The 23,893-nt window shown below is 44.6% G+C and carries 28 protein-coding genes; 24 read left to right on the top strand and 4 right to left on the bottom strand.

Going from position 1 to position 23,893, the window contains the following annotated elements:
* Positions 1-179: 179 nt before the first annotated feature.
* From QFZ48_RS00935 to QFZ48_RS00910, 6 genes are all read left to right on the top strand, one after another.
* Positions 180-1,619 (top strand): hypothetical protein, encoded by a 1,440-nt coding sequence (locus QFZ48_RS00935; RefSeq protein WP_429060709.1) that lies wholly within the window; start codon positions 180-182, stop codon positions 1,617-1,619.
* Between the two features lie 18 nt (positions 1,620-1,637).
* Complete coding sequence (locus QFZ48_RS00930; RefSeq protein ID WP_429046449.1) at positions 1,638-1,847, top strand: hypothetical protein; 210 nt, start codon at positions 1,638-1,640, stop codon at positions 1,845-1,847.
* 239 nt (positions 1,848-2,086) lie between these two features.
* Entirely contained in the window at positions 2,087-2,299 is a 213-nt protein-coding gene (locus tag QFZ48_RS00925) for a hypothetical protein (RefSeq protein ID WP_429046450.1), read from the top strand.
* Positions 2,300-2,411: 112 nt separating this feature from the next.
* Positions 2,412-3,245, top strand: a complete 834-nt coding sequence (locus QFZ48_RS00920) for an AraC family transcriptional regulator (RefSeq protein WP_429060708.1) — start codon at positions 2,412-2,414, stop codon at positions 3,243-3,245.
* A gap of 40 nt (positions 3,246-3,285) precedes the next feature.
* Complete coding sequence (locus tag QFZ48_RS00915; protein WP_429060706.1) at positions 3,286-4,827, top strand: FAD-dependent monooxygenase; 1,542 nt, start codon at positions 3,286-3,288, stop codon at positions 4,825-4,827.
* 84 nt (positions 4,828-4,911) lie between these two features.
* Positions 4,912-5,685 (top strand): DUF3658 domain-containing protein, encoded by a 774-nt coding sequence (locus tag QFZ48_RS00910; RefSeq protein ID WP_429060705.1) that lies wholly within the window; start codon positions 4,912-4,914, stop codon positions 5,683-5,685.
* Between the two features lie 12 nt (positions 5,686-5,697).
* Here QFZ48_RS00910 and QFZ48_RS00905 read toward each other — a convergent pair whose 3' ends face one another.
* Positions 5,698-6,288 (bottom strand): alpha/beta hydrolase, encoded by a 591-nt coding sequence (locus tag QFZ48_RS00905; RefSeq protein ID WP_429060703.1) that lies wholly within the window; start codon positions 6,286-6,288, stop codon positions 5,698-5,700.
* Between the two features lie 464 nt (positions 6,289-6,752).
* Here QFZ48_RS00905 and QFZ48_RS00900 point away from each other — a divergent pair, with 464 nt between their 5' ends.
* The 4 genes from QFZ48_RS00900 to bla all read left to right on the top strand — a co-directional run bounded on the left by QFZ48_RS00900 (position 6,753) and on the right by bla (position 11,273).
* Complete coding sequence (locus QFZ48_RS00900) at positions 6,753-7,763, top strand: OmpA family protein (RefSeq protein ID WP_429060701.1); 1,011 nt, start codon at positions 6,753-6,755, stop codon at positions 7,761-7,763.
* A gap of 65 nt (positions 7,764-7,828) precedes the next feature.
* Entirely contained in the window at positions 7,829-9,232 is a 1,404-nt protein-coding gene (locus tag QFZ48_RS00895) for a S41 family peptidase (RefSeq protein ID WP_429046458.1), read from the top strand.
* 30 nt (positions 9,233-9,262) lie between these two features.
* Positions 9,263-10,330, top strand: coding sequence for an alpha/beta hydrolase (locus QFZ48_RS00890; RefSeq protein WP_429060700.1), 1,068 nt, complete (start codon positions 9,263-9,265; stop codon positions 10,328-10,330).
* A 70-nt stretch (positions 10,331-10,400) separates the two neighbouring features.
* Positions 10,401-11,273: a subclass B3 metallo-beta-lactamase gene (gene bla, locus QFZ48_RS00885; protein ID WP_429060699.1), complete on the top strand. Its 873-nt coding sequence runs from the start codon at positions 10,401-10,403 to the stop codon at positions 11,271-11,273.
* Between the two features lie 54 nt (positions 11,274-11,327).
* Here the strand turns inward: bla and QFZ48_RS00880 are convergent, their stop codons facing one another.
* Together QFZ48_RS00880 and QFZ48_RS00875 are read right to left on the bottom strand one after the other, a co-directional pair.
* Positions 11,328-12,377, bottom strand: coding sequence for a hypothetical protein (locus QFZ48_RS00880; protein ID WP_429060698.1), 1,050 nt, complete (start codon positions 12,375-12,377; stop codon positions 11,328-11,330).
* Entirely contained in the window at positions 12,374-12,745 is a 372-nt protein-coding gene (locus QFZ48_RS00875) for a hypothetical protein (RefSeq protein WP_429060696.1), read from the bottom strand. The genes QFZ48_RS00880 and QFZ48_RS00875 overlap by 4 nt, the downstream gene beginning before the upstream one ends.
* Positions 12,746-13,137: 392 nt before the next feature.
* Between QFZ48_RS00875 and QFZ48_RS00870 the strand changes: the two genes are divergently transcribed.
* From QFZ48_RS00870 to sigZ, 6 genes are all read left to right on the top strand, one after another.
* Positions 13,138-13,671, top strand: a complete 534-nt coding sequence (locus QFZ48_RS00870; protein ID WP_429060695.1) for an ArsR/SmtB family transcription factor — start codon at positions 13,138-13,140, stop codon at positions 13,669-13,671.
* 124 nt (positions 13,672-13,795) lie between these two features.
* The gene (locus QFZ48_RS00865; RefSeq protein WP_429060693.1) at positions 13,796-14,284 is read left to right on the top strand and encodes an N-acetyltransferase family protein; all 489 of its coding nucleotides are present in this window, start codon (positions 13,796-13,798) and stop codon (positions 14,282-14,284) included.
* A gap of 21 nt (positions 14,285-14,305) precedes the next feature.
* Positions 14,306-15,394, top strand: a complete 1,089-nt coding sequence (arsB, locus tag QFZ48_RS00860; protein WP_429060692.1) for an ACR3 family arsenite efflux transporter — start codon at positions 14,306-14,308, stop codon at positions 15,392-15,394.
* A 26-nt stretch (positions 15,395-15,420) separates the two neighbouring features.
* Entirely contained in the window at positions 15,421-15,948 is a 528-nt protein-coding gene (locus tag QFZ48_RS00855; RefSeq protein ID WP_429046472.1) for a DUF6428 family protein, read from the top strand.
* Positions 15,949-15,997: 49 nt separating this feature from the next.
* Positions 15,998-16,771, top strand: coding sequence for a metallophosphoesterase family protein (locus tag QFZ48_RS00850; protein ID WP_429060691.1), 774 nt, complete (start codon positions 15,998-16,000; stop codon positions 16,769-16,771).
* Positions 16,772-16,781: 10 nt separating this feature from the next.
* Positions 16,782-17,360, top strand: a complete 579-nt coding sequence (sigZ, locus tag QFZ48_RS00845) for an RNA polymerase sigma factor SigZ (RefSeq protein WP_429060690.1) — start codon at positions 16,782-16,784, stop codon at positions 17,358-17,360.
* Positions 17,361-17,405: 45 nt separating this feature from the next.
* Here the strand turns inward: sigZ and QFZ48_RS00840 are convergent, their stop codons facing one another.
* On the bottom strand, positions 17,406-18,191 hold the full coding sequence (locus QFZ48_RS00840; RefSeq protein ID WP_429060689.1) for a phosphatase PAP2 family protein: 786 nt from the start codon (positions 18,189-18,191) through the stop codon (positions 17,406-17,408).
* A 525-nt stretch (positions 18,192-18,716) separates the two neighbouring features.
* On the opposite strand from QFZ48_RS00840, the gene QFZ48_RS00835 reads away from it, so the two are divergent.
* From QFZ48_RS00835 to QFZ48_RS00800, 8 genes are all read left to right on the top strand, one after another.
* Entirely contained in the window at positions 18,717-19,001 is a 285-nt protein-coding gene (locus QFZ48_RS00835; protein ID WP_429060688.1) for a nuclear transport factor 2 family protein, read from the top strand.
* 299 nt (positions 19,002-19,300) lie between these two features.
* The gene (locus QFZ48_RS00830; protein WP_370911817.1) at positions 19,301-19,756 is read left to right on the top strand and encodes a MaoC family dehydratase; all 456 of its coding nucleotides are present in this window, start codon (positions 19,301-19,303) and stop codon (positions 19,754-19,756) included.
* A gap of 140 nt (positions 19,757-19,896) precedes the next feature.
* Complete coding sequence (locus QFZ48_RS00825; RefSeq protein WP_429046478.1) at positions 19,897-20,076, top strand: RNA polymerase sigma factor; 180 nt, start codon at positions 19,897-19,899, stop codon at positions 20,074-20,076.
* A gap of 68 nt (positions 20,077-20,144) precedes the next feature.
* Positions 20,145-20,858 (top strand): hypothetical protein, encoded by a 714-nt coding sequence (locus QFZ48_RS00820; protein WP_429060686.1) that lies wholly within the window; start codon positions 20,145-20,147, stop codon positions 20,856-20,858.
* Entirely contained in the window at positions 20,821-21,672 is an 852-nt protein-coding gene (locus QFZ48_RS00815) for a hypothetical protein (RefSeq protein ID WP_429060685.1), read from the top strand. Before QFZ48_RS00820 ends, QFZ48_RS00815 begins: the two co-directional genes overlap by 38 nt.
* Positions 21,673-21,682: 10 nt before the next feature.
* Complete coding sequence (locus QFZ48_RS00810; RefSeq protein WP_429060684.1) at positions 21,683-22,546, top strand: hypothetical protein; 864 nt, start codon at positions 21,683-21,685, stop codon at positions 22,544-22,546.
* Positions 22,543-22,677 (top strand): hypothetical protein, encoded by a 135-nt coding sequence (locus tag QFZ48_RS00805; RefSeq protein WP_429046481.1) that lies wholly within the window; start codon positions 22,543-22,545, stop codon positions 22,675-22,677. Before QFZ48_RS00810 ends, QFZ48_RS00805 begins: the two co-directional genes overlap by 4 nt.
* Positions 22,678-23,052: 375 nt before the next feature.
* Positions 23,053-23,856, top strand: a complete 804-nt coding sequence (locus QFZ48_RS00800) for an SDR family NAD(P)-dependent oxidoreductase (RefSeq protein WP_429046483.1) — start codon at positions 23,053-23,055, stop codon at positions 23,854-23,856.
* The last annotated feature ends 37 nt before the right edge of the window (positions 23,857-23,893 follow it).

Here is a 23,893-nt window from a genome sequence, read left to right as displayed (position 1 = left end):
TTCCCTTTTGCCGGCTTCATGGAAATGTAGGAGTATGACTGGTATGCCGTTCCTTTACGCGGCGTACCGGTATAACCGGCGTTATTGCAGCGGCCGGCGACAGAGATTATTGGTACAGTTGCTGTGGATGAAAAATAGCATGTGAGCAATCATTGTTGAACTTTGTAAAAAATAATTTTATGGGAAAAGATAGAAACGGAACTTTCCATCCCGGCAAGGGAAAACCCTCCGGCGCAAACAAAGAAGAGGGACTTGGAGCACAGGCTACGCCTCCCGAAAGAATGGATGAATACGAGGAAATAACAGATAAATACACCGACGGCCCGGATGAGCTGTCGGATAATGTACATGTATTACATCCGAACAGGAATACTTCAAAAGCAAATACATCCAGGGGATATGGTACCCGGACAAGCGGTAAGCCTGACCATGAAAAGGAACAGGAAGATAACGTACGTAACCGTTTCCCTGCGGCACAGGTGGAAGCCAGTCCTCCGGAAGAGCTGCCTGGTGTATTCACGAAGGAAGCCTTCAATCATCTGGCTGCTATCTCCGGAGAATATTGTGTATCAGTTTATATTCCCACACATGAATATGGCGCTGCAGTGAATGATTTATCAGATGCGGTTCTTTTTAAAAATAAGTTGCAGGAGACACAGAAAATATTACAGGAGAAAGGTCTGAAACAGCCCGAAACTGACAAGCTGCTCGGCCCCGGGTATACACTGATGTATGATGATGACTTCTGGCGAAGCCAGTCAGCCGGACTGGCCATGTTCTTTGCACCCGGCTTCTCAGGGTATGTTAAAATGTCTGTATCACCGGCAGAACAATTAGTGGTAAATACTTCTTTCCAGCTATCTCCCCTGGTACAGGTGATGCCGGCAACAGAAGATTTTTATGTACTTGTGATCAGTAAACATACCGCCCGGCTTTTCAAAGCAGATGCAACGGGCATGAATACGATACCTGTAACCGGGCTCCCAGACAGCACGGCCACCAACCTTCCCGTGGACCCGGATACTACCAATGGTGATACCAATTATCAGGGTATTGGCGGCGCCAGCGATACAAATATCACAGCGTATCTGAAAGCAATAGACGACATTCTTTTCAGGGAAGTATTACATGATCAGCATATACCGCTTTTGCTGGCAGGCGCAGAGGAGCTGATTAGAGTATACCGTTCTGTTTCGCGATATACATATGTGTATCCTGAAGCGCTCACTGGTAATCATGAATACGATGATACCCCTGCTTTGTACAAACAGGCACGCACTGTATTGCAACCATACTTTAACCAGGAACTGCAGAAAGTAAAGGACCGGTACGCCAATCAATCCGCTACAGGCCGCACTTCTTCTATCATTGCAGATATAGTTCCTGCTGCTTATTATGGGCAGATAGATACACTGTTTGTGGCGAATAACACGCAGGCATGGGGAGCATTTGATGAAATGAAAAATGAACTGCATGTTGATGACAGCATGACTGGCAACAATGAAGACCTGCTCAATATGGCGGTAATTAAAACCATCGCCAATGGCGGCCAGGTATTCTTGCTCGAAAAAGACGAGATGCCGGCTGAAAGCCCTGTTGCAGCATTGATGAGGTATTAGTAAATAAAAATCTTTTTTATGGAAAGCAAGAACACAGAAAACAAAAACACTTCAAAGGGAGTTCCGGGAAAAGATACCGGGGATAAAACCTCACTGGGAGGTAACTTCAATTCCGGTGTTACATCGGATGACCCGGAGATAAAGAAAGCCATCGAGAAAAAGGCGACGTTGCTGGAAGACCAGCCGCCATCTGAAAAAGACAGCAATAGCAAGCAAAAGAAGGTTTAACAAAAAAGGATCTGCCAGTATGAGGCTACCGTTCAGCAGGCAGGACTTAAATCAGGTGGTAAAAAGCCTCATAGAGCTATAGCTCTATGAGGCTTTTTAGTAAGTTCGCCTGCTTTTGCTTCGCAGAGCAGGATATAATAATGAGTATCACCCGTTTTATCGCCACATTTCCCCGGCATGTCGACTCCCCATAAGTGGCTACAGGATGGCGGGCTACTTTTGTGTAACAAGCATTTTTTATGAAAGCAGCCACAGAACGTAAAATAATCCGCTGGTTACATATTATACTCAGCATTCCCATCCTGGGATATATTTATGGACCGGTAGCCGCCAACCCACCCGCCGCAAACGCGGTGCGATGGGTGTTTCTGCCAGTAGTTGCATTAAGTGGCCTTTGGATGTGGAAAGGGCATCTGCTGAAAAAGAAATTAAACAGGCAGCGAAAACCGTAAGTACCTGGTTGTAATAATTGATTAAGCAAGGGAAATCCTATCCTCTTTATTTTGTTGTATTTTTACCGCGTAAAAACCCAGGCAAATTGACTGTTAAACAAACACCCCGGATATGCTATCTTTCAAAATGCAGCACCAGGAATTTGATCCTCCTGAAGAGCTGCAACACGCTATAAAGTGCTTTTGGTATACCAGGGTAGACTTCGGGGAATTGCCATCGGATTTCGAGATACTACCGGATGGTTACGCTGAAATTGTTTTTCATTTCGGAGGCGACTGTCACATTTCCCACCATGGTGGTTTGCAACCATTGCCATCGCCATTTATAATGGGGTTGCTTAACCAGCCTGTTATTTTAAACGCGAAAAACTGCCTGGAAGTTATCGGTATCAGGTGCTTTCCCTGGACCGTATTCGATTTGCTCGGACTGCCGTCCGATAAGAAAGGCGCGAACATCTTTGAGCATCCGATCGCGCGCCTTCAATCCACATTGAGTAAATGTATGGAGGGGGAGAAGATGGATGAAGCGCTGGCTCATGTAAAACAGTATTTCCTGGATGCAGGGTCGCAGGTTGCTGCAGACAGTATGCTATTCAAAGCGGGAGTAGCTATGAGAGAGGCAAATGGTGCTATACCGGTAAGCGGGATAGCGGCGGCGGCTCATGCTACGGTTCGTACATTGGAACGAAAGTTCAAGCAATCTTCTGGTCATACTGTGAAAGACGTGTCTGGTGTGATGCGCTTCGAGCAAGTACGAAACCAGTTATGGCTTTACCCGGATACCAACCTTGCCGGTCTGGCTCATGAGGTTGGCTATACAGACCAGGCTCATCTAAGCAGGGAGTTCAAGCGCTACAGCGGCACTACACCGGCGGCATTTGCACGGAGAACAAAGAAAAGAAAGCTGGCTGTTGCCGGCGATTTTGTCGCGTTTATACAAGCCTGACGAGCAGGCATTCCGGAATTTTGTGCTTCAATTATGCTATATGAACGCTACACTTGTAAGCCAGGAACCCGCACAAAATCATACTATTTACGATGTAATCATTTCCGGCGCAGGGCCTGTGGGCCTGTTCCTCGCCTGTGAACTGGCCCTGGCCAAATGTTCTGTCCTGGTACTGGAAAAGGCGGAGACTCCGGATTCTTTATTGAAGCAACTTCCTTTCGGGATACGCGGGCTATCGGCGCCTACTATTGAAGCGCTTTACCGTCGTGGGTTACTGAAAGAATTTGAAATACATAAACGGCTTAAAAGTCCTCATTCAAACGCGGTACAGGGGCCACGCCGTCAGGCCGGGCACTTCGCCGGCATTCCATTCCACGATGGTGATATTGACAGGTCCCAATGGAAATATCGCCTGCCAGGTTCGACGGAGACCAGTTTAATTTCTGAAATGTACGAACTTGAAACAGTGCTGACCCGCCGCGCGGTATCCCTGGGGGTAATCATCAGGCGGGGGCTAGGCGTTACTGGCTTTCATCAAACTAACGATGACGTAACAGTGCTGGCAGGTGACCGGTCGTTTCAATGCAAATGGCTGGTGGGCTGCGATGGAAGCCGCAGTGTTGTCCGCAAGGCGGGCGGTTTTGAATTCGCAGGTACGGAGCCGGAATTTACCGGCTACTCTGCCAAAGTGGATATTGCCGATCCCCAGCAACTCAATCCTGGCCGTAACATGACCGCAAAAGGCATGTACCTCCAATCGCAGCCTGGCTACCTGATGATCCAGGATTTTGATGGCGGAGCATTTCATGATGCGGGGAAACCAATTACGCTGGAGCACATTCAGGAGGTGTTGCGCCGCATCTCTGATACCGATGTTACCATCAGCGCGCTGCATTTCGCCACCACCTGGACTGACAGGGCGCGGCAAGCCACTGCCTACCGCAACGGACGGGTACTTTTGGCCGGTGATGCCGCGCATATTCACTCGCCATTGGGAGGCCAGGGACTAAATCTCGGGCTGGGAGATGCCATGAACCTTGGATGGAAGCTCGCCGCTACCATCCAGGATAAAGCGCCGGAAGGCTTGCTGGACAGCTATTATACGGAACGGCATCCCATTGGCGCACAGGTGCTGGACTGGTCACGCGCCCAGGTGGCCATTATGCGGCCAGATCCTCATGCCCGCGCGCTGCATGCAATTTTCCGTGACTTGATAAATACACGCGATGGCGCCACTTATATTGCGGGAAGAGTATGGGGCATTTTTACCCGCTATAATCTCGGTGAAGCGCATCCGCTGACAGGCTACAGTGTTCCCAACTTTGCATTCGGAGACGGCACAGGAATAGGGGACCTGATGCATGATGGCCAGGGGATATTGCTTGATTTTGATAGGAGTGATGCACTCAAAGCCTGGACAGAAAAGTACAGCAACCGGATCAGGTATGTTGCAGGCAAAGCAAAAGACCAGTTAGGTATAAGCGCCATACTGATACGCCCCGATGGTATTGTTGCCTGGGCTTCGGACAACGAACCGGATTATAACGAACTACAAAAGGCTGCCGCCCACTGGTTTTTGTAATGCAGGAAAAAAGTTGACGAATGACGGAAAGTTTGCCGGATATACGCTTATTTTACCAGATCACTTCCTGTTAAAAAAATCTATATGGCGGATGTACACATCGTCTCGTCCCTGAGCGGGGGCGGCATACTTAGCTGGGCGGTCAAAAAGCGTACGCTGACAGGAGAAGTATTTGCTTTCAATGAGATTCCCGGCACCGGCCCGCTGGATGATGGAGCAAAGCGAATGGCATTCCTGCGCAGCCTGAACTTTAATAAAGAAAACGGCAACTTTTGGGGCGGTGACAGCGATTCGTTTGCCCGCTGGCGGGAATTACAGGCCCGTTTGCTGGCGCAGCCGGCAGACAGGCTGGTCATATGGGCAGGCAGTGACGGTAACGATTATGTGTTTATAAGAATGGCTTGCCATTGGCTGGAGCGTATACCTGTAAACGTTATGCTGGTGCAGGCGCCTCCCATAGTGGGCTACCACAGTATGGCAGTATATTCCTTTGAGGAGCTGGCGCCGCTGATCAATCAGGCGGTACTGTTGCCTGCTGCGGCACGCAGCAAACTGGCCCGTGAATTTGAGGATATCGCATCCCGTCCTGAATTGTTGAGGGAATGCGATGAAAATGGCGTGTTGCAGTTCCGGGAACTTTCCGCACATGATAACCTGCTATTGTCACATTGTGATAAACGCTGGAAGCCCGCCGTCCGGGTAATAGGGCAAACGATAGGGTTTAGTGATCCCCGCAATAGCCTTGGAGACGGGTTTGTCAGCTCAAGGCTGGAACACTTAATTGTAAATGGTCAAATCGAAGCGGACGGAGTACGCACCTCTATGAGAACGTTCCGGGTAAGGCTTGCCAAAAAGTGATCACAGGCGCCACTAACGAAAATAATTCAGGATAATTTTGCTGATTGTATCCGCCTGATTAAAAACCATGAGATGTCCGCCGCCTTTGATACGATAGTCGGGATGCACAAACCTGCTGGCGATTACCCTGTCGGCTGTGCCATGTATTTGAATGGTTCTTTCAGGTGTTTCTTTATTATTCCAATAAGCAATGCCTCTCAGTGCCCAGCGAAAAAACAACACATTTGTATCCTGCAATAATTTTGTCAGTTCCTTTTTATCATTTGGGGACCGGGCGCCAAAATAACGATAGGTAAGAAAATTGGTCCGCCTGATTAATACACCTGGAATAAGCCGGTATAAACCCAGCTTCATGAAAAAGAACTGTATTTTATTCAACTCATCTTTTGTCTCGACAGAAGAGATGAGTACCATTTTTTTTACTGATATTTGTTTGGATACTTCCACCGCTACAATGCCTCCAAAAGAAAGCCCGATGATATACGGATTTTCAACCGTGATCTGGCTCTTTATCCTGCCTGCGTACTGCGTTATCGATTCTTTGGGTAACGCGGGGATCCAGTTGATGTAAACTTTATGGTATCCCGGAAGTTTCAGATTCATGAATATACTTGAATCGGCACCTATACCACTAAAAAGATAAACGGTCTTTTGTTCTTTTTTAGCTGTATCCTTCAGGGTTTGCGCGGCCCCCGGGAAGCTACAGAACAACCATAAAATAAAAAGACTCACTTTCACACTTTGCACCATAAATTTCCTTGCTTCTTGCCAGCGATAAACGTTCATTGTTAACGTTGCAGTGTGCGATATTACCAAAAAAATTTTAAACAGAGGATTGCACTTTCATTACATCGTACGCATATCAATGCCTATGCAATCTCTGCCGGTAATACCTTTGCTGTTACTGCGAAGCCGTTTTTCTCCTGATTTCCAGGTATTTTTTGATTACCGGCAAAGAAGTAATAGGCAATCCGGATTTTTCTCCTGATATTTAAATTTGGTTTAAACCCACGCTGGCTGATGATATACCGGCTGGTAACAAATCTTTTTTTAATAAAAATACTATTATGAGAATTCGTGTATTGTTCTTCGGCATTTCTTATTTGGCTTTTGTGTGCGCTTGCAATAATAAGGGCAAGCAACAGGCAGGCACCGCTGATTCTATCCCAAAGACCGATGTTATTGCAACGACGGAGAATAAATCGGCCACCGCACCCGCCACCTTTAACGTTGATGCCATACCGGTATCAGAAAAAGAATTAGGTGCTTTCCCCTTTTTTACTTTGCCGGAAGGTTTAGAGACCATGAACAAACCTGTTGAGCGTAAGTTTGACCGTCTCTTCTTCGCCATAGACGGTAAAATGGTACCGCTGGAAGGTCGCATATGGAAAAGTAATGTTAGCGAAATAAAACAGGGTGAGTGGTCCCTTTCTTTTTTTGAAAAGAGTTATGATGAAGCCATCAAAGCTGCCGGCGGCGTGAAGATATTTGACGGATCAATTTCGAAAGAAGAATATGACCGCTACAGCCCGGGCGCTTCTTACTTAGGGGAGGACGGTTCTATCGGTTATACGGAGGACCAAATCAAAACTTATATCATTCGCAGAACCAATGGAAGCAATATTTTTATCCAGCTGTCCGGCACCTCCGCCCAGGGCAAGCTGAATATATTGCAGCAGGAAGGGTTTAAGCAAACTATCACCATGCTGAAAGCGGATGAAATAACTAAAGACCTGAACGAAAAAGGGAAAGCAATTCTATATATCAACTTCGATACAGATAAATCCACCCTGAAGCCCGAAGGGAATGATGCGGTGGCGGAAATTACAAAGGCATTAAAAGCAACCCCCGGATTGAAAGTGGCCATCAATGGTTATACAGACAACACCGGTAATGATGCACATAACCTGCAGTTGTCGAAAGACAGGGCCAAGGCGGTGCTGGAGGCGTTAAGTTCATCCGGTATAGACAAGTCACGCTTAAGTTCTGAAGGATTTGGTTCAGCGCAGCCAATTGCTGACAATGGTTCAGAGGAGGGTAAAGCGAAAAACAGGAGAGTGGAGCTTATAAAGAAATAGTTCCCGCAGGTGGCGTTGAATAAGGCGGCAAGGCTATATTTGCAGCCCGATAAATAAACATTAACATGAAAAGATTATTGCTTTGCCTTGCGTTCAATATGTTTTCCCTTTCCATGTACGCGCAGCAAACTGGCTGCAACTGCGCAGTGACGTTGGAAAAACTGATGAAGAAAGTGGAAGCCGAATACCCGGGTTTTGGGGTAAAGACTAAGGACGGATCATCCTACGAAGAATTAAAACAGCATCTGACCAGGGAGGCAAAAAACGCAGATAGCAGCGCCTGCGAAAAAATACTAAAAAAGTATACCGATTTCTTTAAAGATCCCCATTTATGGGTAGGTTCAAATGGTTCTCCCTTTTCCTCCGGCAGCAGTGGTTTAGCAGCATCCCTCGTGATCGATATTCCGGATTTCCGGGAAAAAATTAAGCTCACGCGGGATACGCTGGAGGGGGTGTGGTCCACAGAGGGGTATAAGATTGGGATTAAAAAGGGGAGTAGAAATGAATACACCGGGTTTATTATCGCCGCAGCATCCACGCAGTGGAAAGCCGGAGATATAAAGTTCAGGTTGTTTCCGGATGGTTCTTTTGAATACCTGATGCTTGACCGGTCCAAAAAAACAGGGCACTACCACATGCATAAGAAAAGCATCCTGTTTCTGGATGCAATAAGTATGGCGTTGGTCAGAGAAGTACCCTCACCATCGGTAAGTGCGGCCCAGCTGGAAGAAAAACTGACGGAGCTGACCGGCTTTTATTTCAAAAAATTATCTGCGAGAACATCGATTCTTAAATTACCAAGTTTTGAATACCGGCATCTACAAAAAATTGAGGAGCTGATTTCGCAGCACCGCATGCAGATTGAGGGCAGCGAAAACCTGATCATCGACCTTCGCGGCAATCCGGGAGGCACAACAGATGCTTATCAGCAACTTCTCCCGTACATCTCCGGAAAATCAATACGGAACACCGGGACAGAATTTCTTTCTACCCAAACTTATATCGGGAACCTTCAAACCTATAAAAAAAGCCTGGATAAGAATACCCCAACAGATCAAATAGACAAACAAATAGATAAATTAAAAGAAAACCTGGGTAAATTCGTGAACTTTAGCGGTACAGATAAACCTGCCTATATAGAAAAGGTTGAGCTGGCAGCGAAAAGCCCGCGGCAGATTGTTATCCTTGCAGATAAAGGAACAGGGAGTTCGGCAGAATATTTTTTGTTTATCGCAAAGCAGAGCAAAAAGGTCAAGTTATTGGGCACGCCCAGTTCTGGCGCATTGGATTACGGCAACGCATATCAGGTAGATTTCGGATGCCCGGGTTACGAGGCATTTATTCCCACCTACCGGGCCATGCGTTTGCCAGACTACCCGATAGACAATATCGGTATCCAGCCGGATATTTATATGGACAGTTCTGTGGAAGACTGGGTGGAATTTGCGGTGCGGTATGTTGAGGAGTGAGATAGGTAATCCAACGAAAATTGTAACGATATGATAAAATACGTAACCTGCTTCACTATTGCTTTTGTCTTCCTGTTGTTGTCTCACTCTATAAAAAGCCTGGCACAGCAACCAAAAATCGCCAAAGGTACTGTGGAGCGGATAAAAGTGCACAGCACATTGCTGGAAGGAAATCTCAGTGGCGACAGTGCAGACCGCTACGTTTCTGTTTATTTACCCGCCGGCTACAAGTCCGGTACTAAAAAACACTATCCTGTAGTGTACTTCCTGCGTGGCTACACGGATAATGATGCAAAATTTTACGGCTTCCAGAAGCACTGGATGACACTGCCTCCTATATTAGATACTGCGTTTTCCCAAAAGCCGGATCAGGAAATGATCGTGGTTACTCCTGATGCTTATACCCTTTTCCAGGGAAGTATGTATTCCAATTCAGTTACAACCGGAAATTGGGAAGACTTTGTTGCCCGGGAACTGGTGAATTATATCGATAGCCACTACCGTACCCTTGCACAGAAGGAGAGCAGGGGTTTATGCGGCCACTCCATGGGCGGCTACGGAGCATTACGGATCGGGGAAAAGAACCCTGATGTATTTTCAACGGTATACCTGCTGAGTCCCTGTTGCCTGAACTCTCCGGCAACGGCCGCGGAAACGCAGTTCCTCCGGGCAGACAGCATCAAGACGATTGAACAACTGCAAAAAGCAGATTTTTTCACGAAAGCACTTTTTGCATCCGCGGCGGCCTGGTCACCCAACCCGGCAAATCCTCCATTCTATCTTGATCTTCCAATAAAAAATGGAAATATACAACCGGAAATATTGAATAAATGGGACGCGAACCGCCCGTTAAATAATTTGGATCAATACATCTATAACATCAGGAAACTGAAGTCCATTGGTTTTGATGCAGGCGATAAAGACAGATCCATCGCAGAAAGTATCAGAACACTGGATGAAGTACTCAGCAAATACAACATTGCACATTCCTTCGAAATTTATGATGGCGACCATATCAATCATGTTGCTGACAGGATTGAAGGAAAAATGCTGCAATTCTTTGAGAAAAGTTTGTCGTTTAAACAAAATCCGAAGTAGGGTTGAGGACCAATTGTTTAATTCATTAATATTGCGGGATAATCACTTATCGCTCACCCCGACTTCATATATGCGTCAACGTATCCTTCAAAAATTAATACCTGTTATCCTGTGCTCCTGCATGAGCAACTATGTACTGGCTCAGAAAGTGATAGAACCTACTAATCACAGTGAAGAGTGGACCAGGGCGTACCAGCCTTTCCGTATTGTGGGTAACCTTTATTATGTAGGTACCTATGATCTTGCCAGCTACCTGATCACTACGCCTTCAGGGCATATACTGGTTAATACCGGCCTGGCTTCTTCCGCAGCTGTTATTAAAAAGAACATAGAGGCGCTCGGCTTCAGGTTTAGTGATATCAAAATCCTGCTCACCAACCAGGCTCACTTTGATCACCTGGGCGCCATGGCCGCCGTTCAGGAAGCGACTGGCGCCAGATTTATGGTAGATGCTGCGGATGAATCGGTGGTGAAGTCCGGCGGCAAAACGGATTATGCCCTGGGCGGCGAGTTCAGTGCTTTCAGGCCGGTTAAAATCTCCAGGCTGCTGCATGATAAGGATGTAGTTAGTTTGGGAGATGCTAAATTGCTGGTACTCCACCACCCCGGCCACACGAAAGGCTCCTGCAGCTTTTTAATGGAGGTGAAAGATAGCAGTAAGACTTACAAAGTACTGCTGGCAAATATGCCTACTATTGTAACGGAAAAGAAATTCTCACAGGTGACTGCCTACCCGCAGATCGCCGCTGACTATAAATACACCCTGGATACCATGCCCAAAATTCAATTTGACATATGGGTAGCTGCCCATGCAAGTCAGTTTGATTTGCATGAGATACGTGAGGAAAATGCTCCTTATAACCCGGCGTTGTTTGCAAACAGGGAGGCGTATGACAGGGCATTGGAAGAGAGTAGAAAGGAGTACCAGGAGAAGATTAAGTAGTGGAGCGCCAGGCTTTCCGGACGTTTTTATTAGAGGCTTTATTTGTATATTTTTCTACCGTCTATCTTTAATTTCATATAGTGTATACCCAAGTCCTGAAACTGAAATTGTATAAATAGTTATTTTGTATTTCAGTTTCAGCTTTTTTTCTTTACCATATACCTCTAAAATGTTTGTGATAGTTTCATTAGACAAGAAATTTCCATCTTTTAAAAGAGCATTATTTATTCTATTAGTTATAGCAATTCCATCATGGTACGTCAAATAAAAGTTGGCGGAGGGGCTGTTTGTAAAAATATCTGCGTTACATGATAAATAAATAATACTACGTTTTGCTACATTAGCAAGACTGTCCATATGTTCAAACTTTTTCCTGCTTCCATCCGGTAAACGAAATTCCCCATCTTCGTTGTGGCCAATTAAGATTATTGGCATGTCATCCGGTGAATTGATAATTCCATTTGTCAATAAATCTGAACTGGTTACAAAATGGACATTTGTATTCTTTTCGTTACAGATTCTTTTTTTAATGCCTATACAGTCGTTCAATTGTTGGTTATCCGGTGTATCGAAAATATTTTTAAATTCATCTGGTGATTCAGGGATGCTTATATAAACCTGTGCTTTTTTAACGTTTATAAGACTATTTCTTTCTCTGGAAAGGGATAACGCTTTATTTGAGGTTTTTTTTTGGGGTAGTCCAGGTGAAAGTAATCCGGCTTTAGGAAAAGCATTGCCGGCGTGAATGTCGTCAACGCCGCCCTTTGGGCCACTGGCCAAAATCTCTATCGCTTTTTTTCTTGAGTCCCGCCCTATTGCGTTATAGTTTAGATCTAAAAATTCTTTTCTTGTTTTAAAGATTCCCGGGATGGCGATCTCTGTTTTCCGTTCTTCCTTCAACTTTTTTTTGTAGTCATTAAAAGCTTTTTCATCTTCAATATGCGCTATTTCTTTTCCGTCTCCGTATTCTTTTTCAATTAAAATGATATACTTTTTATCATTTGATTCGAAAAGTTTTAAGAAGTACCGGATTTGACCAAATGCATTGCTTTTAAAAGAAATAAAGAACAAAAGAATAAAAATGAATTTATTTGAGGTATTCATTTGAAATAGATTTTAGAGACATCTTCAAAGCTGTATTCAACTTTTGCCTTAGCGGTTTTAAGATCTCCCAAATGTCTTGGCTGCAAAGCCGCTACAATTTTCTTAAAAACCAATGGGAAAGCGGCGCCTAGAACAAAAGGTATTTTGTTTGGGAAATCTACTTCCTTATCGTAAAAGATAAGCCATGTTCCAATACCGGAAACAACAATCATAACGAAAGTGATAACCCAATAAGGCTTCGAATGAAGCAATTTTTTGTTCTCTTTCGCATCAAGTTTGTTTCTTAATTCATACCAATAGAGCAGCTCCTGGCAAATGGAACCAAAAATTGCAATTAGAATAAAAATTAATTGAGGTTGAGTATTCATTTTTCTTTTGTTTTAGAAGCCAAACAATGCTTTTTAGAATATAATGTGAGTTCATTAAGGTAACTTCCTACCTCCAATTTCTGCTATGGGATTACATCTGGTAATGGGATAATTTATGGGGTGGCCCTATATCAGCAGTCTTATATCAGTCGTGAGTAACTAAATATCGATTGGAAAGATAGGTGTTATCCGGGAGAATAATAGTGATAAATCGTCTGACTTAAAAGAGATTTGACTGAATGTATGTGGTTTACCTTTCTAAATATAACCAAACTATACAAATTGAATAAATTTTAAATGAGATGTATTGCAGAAGATATTGGAATTACTGGCGGACGAATAAACTGCGAAGAAAAAGTATCTCATTTCGTTCGTTGCTTAATTGTTTTTCTATGAATATATTCCGCCAATTATTCTGTGATGATTGGCTGCATGGTTGCAAATTATTGATTCTTCAAATCAATGTATCTGGAAGATTTCCTTCTTCAAAACTGCCTGGATATATATCGTGTGATTTTTTTCTATTAAAAAGCAATCTTTTTTTGCAGGTTTCAAAACTAATCGTAATATTGCGATATGCTAAAGAGGTAACATTTATGGGAGCTACCAAATCGGATTTATTCACCAAAGAACAAAATGATATAGCCAATATGGCTAAAGCGCTGGCACATCCGGCCCGGATAGCTATTTTGCAGTATCTCGTTAAAAAGAACGCTTGCGTGTGCGGCGATCTCGTAGACGAGATTGGCCTGGCACAGGCAACCACTTCGCAACATCTCAAGGAGTTGAAAACAGCAGGTCTTATTCAGGGAACTATTGAAGGAGCCAGTGTTTGCTACTGTATAAATCCAAAGGTCTGGAACCAATACCATAGCATTCTTGGAGCATTCTTCAAAGAGGCGGCGGAGATTAAATCCTGCTGTTAAAAAAATTTGCTTATATATATCGCAATATTACAATTATACGATGGGGGTTTATTATTAAGCACCTCGTTGCGGCACGTTTCATATAATCACGAAGTCATACTTAATACTGAAAAAGCATCTTTCTATGACTATCCTTCCAATGACAGCAACACATGGTCCACAAGTATTGGCCATTTATGAAGCAGGTATTTCCACCGGCAACGCTACCTTTCAAACAGCAGCGCCCTCCTGGGAAGAATGGGACCAGTCACATTTAAAAAATTGCCGCCTGGTAGCGACGGAGGACAACAGGGTTCTTGGCTGGGCGGCGTTAACACCGGTCTCCAGCAGATGCGTTTACGCAGGCGTTGCAGAAGTAAGTGTGTACGTAGCGCCGAACGCACAAGGCAAAGGAATCGGAAAAGCATTGCTGCAAACATTAATTGAGCAAAGCGAAGAAAATAAACTCTGGACCTTACAGGCAGGCATCTTTCCTGAAAACACCGGCAGCATTAAAATACATGAAGCCTGCGGCTTCCGTATAGTAGGGCGACGGGAACGCATCGGCAAAATGGGTGATACCTGGCGGGATACGCTTTTACTGGAACGAAGAAGCAAAAAAGTTGGCGTCTAATAATATCCTGATAAAAATACTATGCAAAATTGTAATCCTGCTCAACGTAAGAAACTGGGCTTTTTAGATCGTTATCTGACATTGTGGATCTTCCTGGCGATGGCTATTGGAATAGGTATCGGATATTTTTTTCCCTCCTCTTCAGGGGTCATCAATTCCTTTTCCTCGGGAACGACTAATATTCCCCTGGCAATCGGGTTAATATTAATGATGTACCCACCGCTGGCGAAAGTAAAGTATGACAAGATGGGCGAAGTGTTCCGCAATACCAAAGTATTGTCCTTATCCTTGCTGCTTAACTGGATCATTGGCCCTATCCTGATGTTCGGCCTGGCAGTACTTTTTTTGCATGGATATCCTGAATACATGACCGGCTTAATTCTTATTGGCCTTGCCAGGTGCATCGCAATGGTAATCGTCTGGAACGAGCTGGCAGACGGAAGCCGCGAGTATGCTGCCGGACTGGTAGCACTCAACAGTATCTTCCAGGTATTGCTTTACAGCGTGTATGCTTATGTATTTATCACCTGGCTTCCAACCATTTTTGGAATGAAGGGGATCACAGTGGAGGTTTCTATCAGTGAAATCGCGAAAAGCGTGGGTATCTACCTGGGCATTCCATTCGCAGCGGGCATCATCAGCAGATACTCCCTGATCGCATGGAAAGGGGAAGAGTGGTTCCAGGAAAAGTTTGTACCATTTATATCTCCCATTACATTAATAGCATTGCTGTTTACCATTATTGTTATGTTCAGCCTGAAAGGGGAACTGATCGTACAAATTCCTATGGATGTAGTAAGAATCGCTATACCACTGGTAATTTATTTCGCTATCATGTTCCTCGTTAGTTTCGCTTTAGGTAAAGCTGCAGGGGCAGATTATTCCAAAAATGCTTCCATCGCTTTTACCGCAGCCGGCAATAACTTCGAATTAGCCATAGCGGTGGCGATTGGTGTATTTGGAATCAATTCCGGTCAGGCATTTGTAGGCGTAATCGGACCGCTGGTAGAAGTACCTGCATTGATTGCACTGGTAAACGTCGCCTTCTGGCTTCGTAAACGCTGGTACAGCAAAATCGTGGAAGCGCCGGTAACCGCTGTTAAAACATAATTAAAAACTTTTAAATTTTTAATAAGATGAGTAATTCAAAAATGAACTGGCAGAGTTTTAAAGACCAGTTGCAAAAACATCCGGAACAAATCCTCCAATTTCAATATGCTGAGGACAAACTGGTAGCACCTTCTTATCATATCACAGAAATCAAACAGGCTCCTATAACTTCCGTAGACTGCGGCGGCAAAGTAAACGCCTGGACAGAAATTATTGTGCAATTATGGGAACCGGTTGAAGTACAAACAGATCGCGCTATGGCAGTCAACAAAGCATTGAAGATAGTAGACCTGGTGGAACGCAGCATCGACTTAAATCCCAAAGCCACCGTGAAAATTGAATTTGGCAATGCTGAATTTGATACCCGGCAGATGTATCCAAAGGAATTCCTTTTGGATGGAGATAACCTGGTAGTAAACCTGCAGCCGGATGCTACCCAATGTAAAGCAACAGATCGTGGTATGACCTGTGGTACACCAAAAACGGAAACATTGGCAGTTCCGGCAGGATTGGAAGCTGCCCAATGTTGCACACCTGGAGGCGGTTGCTGCTGATCGTTAATATTTCTAAGAACATCTAATCCAATCTTCAATTATTCTATTTATGAAAATAGCTTTGTTCAGCGATATTCATGCAAATTTACCGGCTCTGGAAGCATTCTTTAAAGATGTTGATGAAAGAAAACCCGATGCCATTTACTGCCTGGGCGACTTTGTAGGATATAATATCTGGCCCAACGAGGTAATCAATGAAATCAGAAAACGTCGTATTCCTGCGATTGCCGGCAACTACGATTTTGGAATTGGCAGAACAAGCAACGACTGTGGCTGTGCTTACAAAACAGAGATGGAGAAAGCTAACGGCAGTATTTCGATTTCTTACACCAACCAGATTGTAAACGAAGACGAACGTACATACCTTCGTACACTGCCTGCCCACATCAAAGTGGAATTTCAATTAAATAATGATAAGCTGAACCTGCTCCTTGTACATGGCAGTCCCCGTAAAATCAATGAATATTTATTTGAAGACCGGGAAGAAAAAAGTATGCTGAGAATTATGGCTGATGCAGATGCCGACATTATGTGTTTTGGCCATACACACAAGCCCTATCACAGGATCTTGTCGGCTGAAGCGGAGGGGAATCCACACTACAGGCACGCCATTAACATTGGATCCGTAGGGAAGCCTAAAGACGGCGACCCCCGCGGAGGCTATGTGATGCTGCATATCAATGACCATAGCTGTATTCATGATAAAAAAAGCATCCAGGTGGAATTTATTCGCTTTGAATATGATGTGGAGAAGGCCGCTAAAGCGGTAGAAGACAGCCCCCTACCTGATGCCTATGCCGAAAGTTTGAGAACCGGTATTTAAGCTGTTGTTTATGCAACCTACACATATTTCGATCTGGGAAGAATTTAGTACGGAATTGAAAAGATTCATCTGCCAGAAGGTGAATCAAGGCGATCATTGTAACGATATTCTACAGGATGTTTATCTTAAAATATTTATAAATATTGGAAAGATAGAAAAGGCGCAGCACATCCGGGCATATTTGTACCGGATAGCCAATAATGCCGTAACAGACTACTATCGCCGCACTCGTGAAAATATAGCCATTGATGCCGCACCTGTAATGGCGGAGGATCATGAAGTTTTTGCTGAAGAGCATGAGTATCGCCTTGCGGATTGCCTCCGGCCAATGATTGAATCGTTGCCACAAATCTACCGGGAGGCGCTTGTATTTACAGAACTGGAAGGATTGACGCAGCAACAGTTTGCCGGGAAGATGGGCATTTCTTTATCAGGAGCGAAGTCCAGAGTACAAAGAGCCAGGGAAAAACTGAAAGAAGAAATTATACGTTGCTGTGAATATGAGTTTGATAAATATGGGAATATCCTTGCCTGTTGTAAGAACTCACCTCCGGGTAAAAATTATTGTGCCAGCGATACCGTCATTTAAGTGTTAAGCTACAGGTCCGTGAAGGGCACTGTAGCTTTTTAGTAATTACTTAGTATCGTACATCCCCTTTTTCCTGGCCCATTCTATTTTGGCCATTTCCATATCTGCTACAAATGCGGGGGATTTATACCAACTGGTAAGCAGGTGCCATGCTAAATTCCGCGATGCCTCATTGTCGCTGGGGTAGTGGATTCCCATTAGTTCCCTTGACCAACGGACTTCTTCTGCCATCTTTATAAATTGCGCTCTTTTCTCCGGTATTATTTCACTGAATATTAACGCCTCTGTAAAAGACCATAGGGTATGTCCGCTGGGAAAGGACGGGGAACTAATCCGTGCCAGTGGGTATAGCCGGGGCTCCAGGTGATAGGGGCGTGGGCGTTTAAAATATCTTTTTAACCTGAATTCCGTTACTCTGATATCCTGGATACAATGTAACATCAGCTGGGTGATGGCGGGAAAATTCTGATCATTGAACCAATCACCAACCGGGCCGGCAATATAAAACAGTTGTTTGCGGTTTTCGGCATAGTCAGCGTCCAAAGGGTTTATTATGTTTGGCCACGACCCGATGTTGGCTATATATTCTGCCCTGTGGATTTCTTCAGACGTTCTTTTTGCCTGCAACTGTAGCATATAATCCAATTCAGCCCTGGTCTGTAAGGAACTATTGGCTGGATATTTAATGTAACCAGGCAGCTTTTCTTCATCTTCTTTACTAAGATAGTAGGTCCGCATGAGTGAATTCGCGAGCGCTCCTTTACTATATTCACTCCATGGGAACGTAATGGTATCCAGCCTTGCATTTGCAGGGTCCGCAGCCGGATTCATTGCCGCCAACGATTTGTAATGATTGGATATTGGTTCTAAAGGATGTACGGATTGCGCGGATAGCGATGCATTGATCATTGTACTTGCGACTACAACAAGCGGCAAACTCCTAAAACATAGCATCAGACCTTTTTTCTTTTCCATTAACAGGTAATTTTTGTGTTGAAGAATAATGTACAACAGTAAGACGCAGGAAATTGAAAAAGGACGCAGCAACAGGGAAAACAAGCCGTCCATTATTTACCAGCTAATGATATTGGCTGTTTTTCGGAAATTTTCCTGGATTGGAAGCTGGACGCCATCGACTACCTGCTTAAACCTATAGAAAAATCCAGGTTGGAGAAAGCGATTAACAAAGCGGAGGTATACCGGAAGCTGCTTTCAGATAATACGGAGAAAAGCATTTTCCTAAAGGTAAGCAATACATACCTTCGCGCAATGCCTGCGATAAAAACGCTGGATTTTAAGCATCCGGTAAATACTTCTGGGACAGGTAAATATTATACACTTTAAAACCGGTAATAAATGACATCAAAAGAAATAATTGAATGCTACTTTAAAGCGCTTGAAAATGGAGGCGTTCCTAAAGCGTTTTCGGTTTTTGCACCGGATGCCAGGTGGCATCAACCAGGGAACAATAAATTTTCGGGGGTTAAAAATGGGCTGGAAGAAATAGGTAATATGCTTGGAGCAATGATGGCGCAGGTAGCAGGAAGTTTGATTGTTAAACCGAGTGGCGCATTAATGGAAAGCGACAATTTGATAGCTTGCCCGGTTCGATTCACCGCCACAAAAGGAACCAAAGCATAGACATGAATGGGGTCGATTTATTTGAAGTAAAAGACGGGAAAATTTCGCAGGTCTGGCTATTTTCAGACGATCAGCAGCAGGAAGATTTGTTCTGGCAGGACTGAGTGAATAGAGCCTGGTTTGACTGGAAACCCGCTATCATAGCGGACTTTTTGTTTTTCTGATGTCCTTTTAACAAATTAATTGGACTGATGTTTTGGATACTTGAAGAAATAGAAGTAAGTTGGAAATCCGTTTATCCTGGCGAGTTTATTGCCTGGGCGCGCTTGTATCTATAAATAATAATAAAAGAAAGAATTATGGTAATTGTAAACAGTTTCGCAGAATATCAAGCGTATGAGGGTAAAGAGATAGGTAGCTCTGAGTGGCATAAAATAGACCAGGAACAGATCAACAAATTTGCGGATGCAACACTGGATCATCAATGGATCCATTGCAATGAGGAAAGAGCAAAAAATGAGGGGCCTTTCAAAACGACTATTGCCCATGGTTATCTGACGTTGGCGTTAATTCCTTACTTATGGAAGCAAATTGCAGACATCCGGAACGTTAAAATGGAAATTAACTACGGTATAGAACGGTTTAAGTTTGGTCAGGCAGTGTTTGTAAACGACGAAGTACAATTGAAAGCGAAACTCAATTCCATAGTTGATTTAAGAGGAGTTACCAAAGTAGTAATTGGTGCTACGCTTAGTATTAAAGGCAAGGCGAAGCCGGCTTACACAGGTGATGTGGTATTTTTATACCATTTTTAATGGTAGTTTCAATACTCCATTTATTCGAATCGCCATAAAGGGCTTGATAGTAATCAAAATAAAATAACGCAATGGGACAGTGCCGGGAGCGACACCAAAAGATAATAATAGCGTAATATTCAGCTGTTATATTTGCATTTATGCAAATGGATGACTGGAATGATCAGGACTTATGGCAACGCATCCAGCAGGATGACAAGACGGCGTTTGAATCCGTGTACCGTTGTTTTGTTGAAGTAATCTTTGCCCTGGTATTTAAGCATATAGATAACCGCAATGATGCAGAAGATGTGACCCAGGACGTTTTTTTAAGCGTATGAGAACAACGGAAACAAATTGTATTGCAGAAAAAGATTTTCTCCTACCTGTATAGTGTAGCCCGTTATATATGCAGGTATACCTGGCGCCCTATGACGTGAAGATCGGTAACTTCACCGGCGGCAGCATCAACGCCGTTAGCCGCTCCGGCAGCAATGAAGTGCATGGTTCCGTATACGCTTATGGCAGGAATGCCACGCTGGTAGGACCAGACCATACCGGCTCTGAACTGAATACAAAAATGCCATCAGATTTTCATGATTACCAGGCAGGGTTCAGGGTAGGTTTCCCCATCATTAAAAACAAACTGTTCTTTTTTACCAATGAAGAAATTACCCGCCGGCAGGACCCCATACAACAGGTAGCCGGCAGCCCGTCTGCTAACGGCATTCTCAGTGTGGCGGATGCACAAAGCATTATCGACTATAGTGTTCATCACTATAACTTTGATCCCGGTACGGCAGGCGTTTATAATGCCTACGCCAACTCGGAGAAGTACTTTAACCGCCTGGACTGGAACATTAATGACCGGAACCAGCTGGCGATCCGCAACAATACCATACGCTCCAAAGCCATTAATCTGGAACGTGACCAGTTTGATTTTCGTTTTGGCAGTATTGCGTATGAGCAGTTCAATAACCAGACCTCTACGGTAGCGGAGCTGAAAACGCGGTTTAATAACAATTTCTCCAACAATGCCATCGTAGGATTTACCAGCATTCATGACTATCGTACACCGCTGAGCGATGCTTCGTTTCCGCAGGTACAGATCGTGGGGCCGTAAGCCGGGTACCACCATCTTCTTTGGTACAGACAGGGAAGCTTCTATATTCAACCAGCGCCAGCGTACCATAGAGATCACGGACAACCTGGTATGGAACCTGGGTAAACATACCCTTACCATCGGTACGCACAATGAATTGTACCGGATCAATTATGGTTTTGTAAACTCATGGAATGGCAGGGTTACCTACCAAAGCATAGACGACTTTTTGAACAACAACCCTGAACGGGTACAAGGCAGCTACAACTATGTAAATAACAGCCGCGATTATATAATGGGAAACCCGGTCGCAGTGTTTAACGTTAATTTCTACAGCGCATATATCCAGGATGAAGTACAGCTTACAGACCGTTTTACTTTGACCAAGGGCCTGCGCTTTGACCTGGCAAGCGTGCCCACTAAACAAATATTAAGCGATAAGACCCGCAATACTTTTACGGATCCCTCGTTTGGCACCACTTATACTTATACGCCGCTGAACCAGATAACCGGTGGCTACCTGGGCAAGATACAGATCTCTCCCAGGATTGGTTTCCGTTTTGATGCCTATGGCGACCAGTCGCTGGTGCTGAGAGGCGGTGTGGGTATGTTTACTTCGCGGATCCCGTTTGCCTGGTTAGGCTATGCCTTTTATAACAATGGCGACACCTATGGCGCCTACGATCAGAAAACGGATGGCAACCCGCCTTATATTTTCCAGGGAGATCCCATGCAACACCAACCAGGCCACGGCATTGGTGATTTTGCGGGTAATAACGGGCAGGTGATAACGGATAAAAAATGCCGGCAAAACACAGGTAGATGTAATAGATAACAGCTTTGTTATGCCAAAGGTATTGCGTGGAAGCCTGGCAGTTGATTTTAAGGATAAAAATGGTTTTAAATATACCCTTGAAGCGATTTATACCAAAACGATCAAAGATGTAATGTTCCAGCAAATTAACCTCACAGACCGCCCCACTTATGCCGTTTTTGATTCGGCCGTGAACCATCAGTATCAACCGGTATTCCCCGGGCAGAACAACCTGAACCCACAGTTTGCCAATGCGTATGAAATGTCCAACACTTCTAAGGGATACCGTTACAGTATTACCGGGCAGGTGGCCCGTGTTTTTCAGTCCGGCTTCGGCTTTTCACTGGCTTATACCTATGGGCAATCCAAGGACGTGGCCAATGGCATTCGTAACTCTTTTGAATCTAACTGGCAGCTGAACCAGGCACTGAATCCCAATGATCCGCAGCTGGCTTATTCCAACTTTGATATCCGCCACCGGATAGTAGGTAATATCAACTACCGCAAGGCCTGGAATAAAACATGGGTAAGCTCTTTTTTCCTGTTTGTATCTGCACAATCAGGATCGCCATTTACTTATGGCTTCGTGAATTATACCCCGCAGAATACACCTCAGCAGGTCTCACTGGCCTATATACCCGCCAAAGAGGAGACTATTAATTTCTTTGCGCCCACTGAAACGCAAACCGCGGCGGAGCAGGCGGCTGCCTTTGATGCGTTTATTGATGGCAATAAATATCTGCGCTCCCGGAGAGGATCGTTCACCGAGCGAAATGCAGGCAGAACACCTTGGAATGCCAGTGCCGACTTTCACTTTGCGCAGGACCTTCATTTGAATACAACCGCAGATGATCCATCTAAAGTAAAGACCATTACCCTTAGCCTGGACATATGAACGTTACCAACCTGCTGAATGCAAACTGGGGCAAAGCTTATTTTTCTCCCAATACCTATAACTCCACTTCAAGCGTAGGATTATTGCCTTATATACCAGCCAAATCCTCTCAGAGTTACCCGCTTTACTAGTTTGTAAATCCCGGTAAGCCTTATTCTGTGGATCCATTTGCGTCGAGGTGGCAAATGCAGGTAGGCGCGCGGTATTCATTTTGATAAGCGGTATGTAATCGAAGATCAGCAGGCAAAAATGATTCGTTTGCCTGACACCAGCCCGCCGGTTCTCCACTGGCAGGATGGTGTCAGGACGGTTGACGATGACTCCCGTCTATTTTGTTTGTATCTAATGATTGGTTAAGATGGTTGTGCAAATCTCCGTTGCTAAATATTTTATTTAAAAAAATATAAAAATTACTTATATCCAATAAAATAGGAAGTGTAATTTATTTTTTTGAAAAATCCCGATCATTTAGCCGGGTTAACCGTCAAAAGATAAATTGAAACAAAATGCAAAATCTAAAAGACAAAGTTGCCGTAGTATTTGCGGCATCCGGTGAGATTGCGGGAGCAGTGGCGCGATCATTTTCCCGGCACGGCGCAAAAGTGTATGTCACTGCCCGGAATCTCGATGCTGTAAAAACACTGGCACAGGAAATCAAAGCGAATGGTGGAAGTGCGGAAGCCGCCAGAGTGGATGCCTTGGATGAGGCTGGAATAGACAACTTCTTAAAAAAAGTCGTCGCAGACAACGGTAAATTGGATGTTGTCTTCAATGGTATCGGGGCAAACTATGACGAGATGGGTGGGCGTCCACCAACAACGGAGGCCACCTTTGCTCAATTTATGGCTCCTATGGAGAAGATTTGCGGTTCACAATTCCTCACTTCAAGGGTAGCAGCCAGGTATATGATGCAAAGCCGGTCCGAAGGGACTATCTTACTACTTACGGCTGCATTGTCCCGGTCCAAGCTTTCTAATGTGGCGGGTATTACGGCCGCCAGTGCCGCCATTGAAGGATTGACGCGGGTGATGGCTGCCGAATGGGGAGGAGATGGTATAAAAGTAATGTGTATTTGTCCCGGCGCCCTGATGGAAACCAGGCGGATCTCCGGGTGGATAAATGCTGCGGCACAACAATATGGAATGCCCGTGGAACAGCTGGTAGCGCAATACAAGTCCCTGGACATATTAAAAACAAGTCCGACCTTGAAACAAGTGGGTGAAACGGCCGCCTTCCTGGCCTCTGAAACGGGGGTAGCCTTTAACAGTCATATTGTAGATGTGGATTGCGGCAAGCTGAACATTTTATAGTATCCTTTTTGTGGTACATTAGTAGTTGTGGCCCTTT

Source organism: Chitinophaga sp. W2I13, from assembly GCF_050434005.1.
GTDB lineage: Bacteria > Bacteroidota > Bacteroidia > Chitinophagales > Chitinophagaceae > Chitinophaga.
The sequence above is the reverse complement of the archived record's forward strand: the minus strand, read 5'-3'. Positions and strand labels throughout refer to the sequence as shown.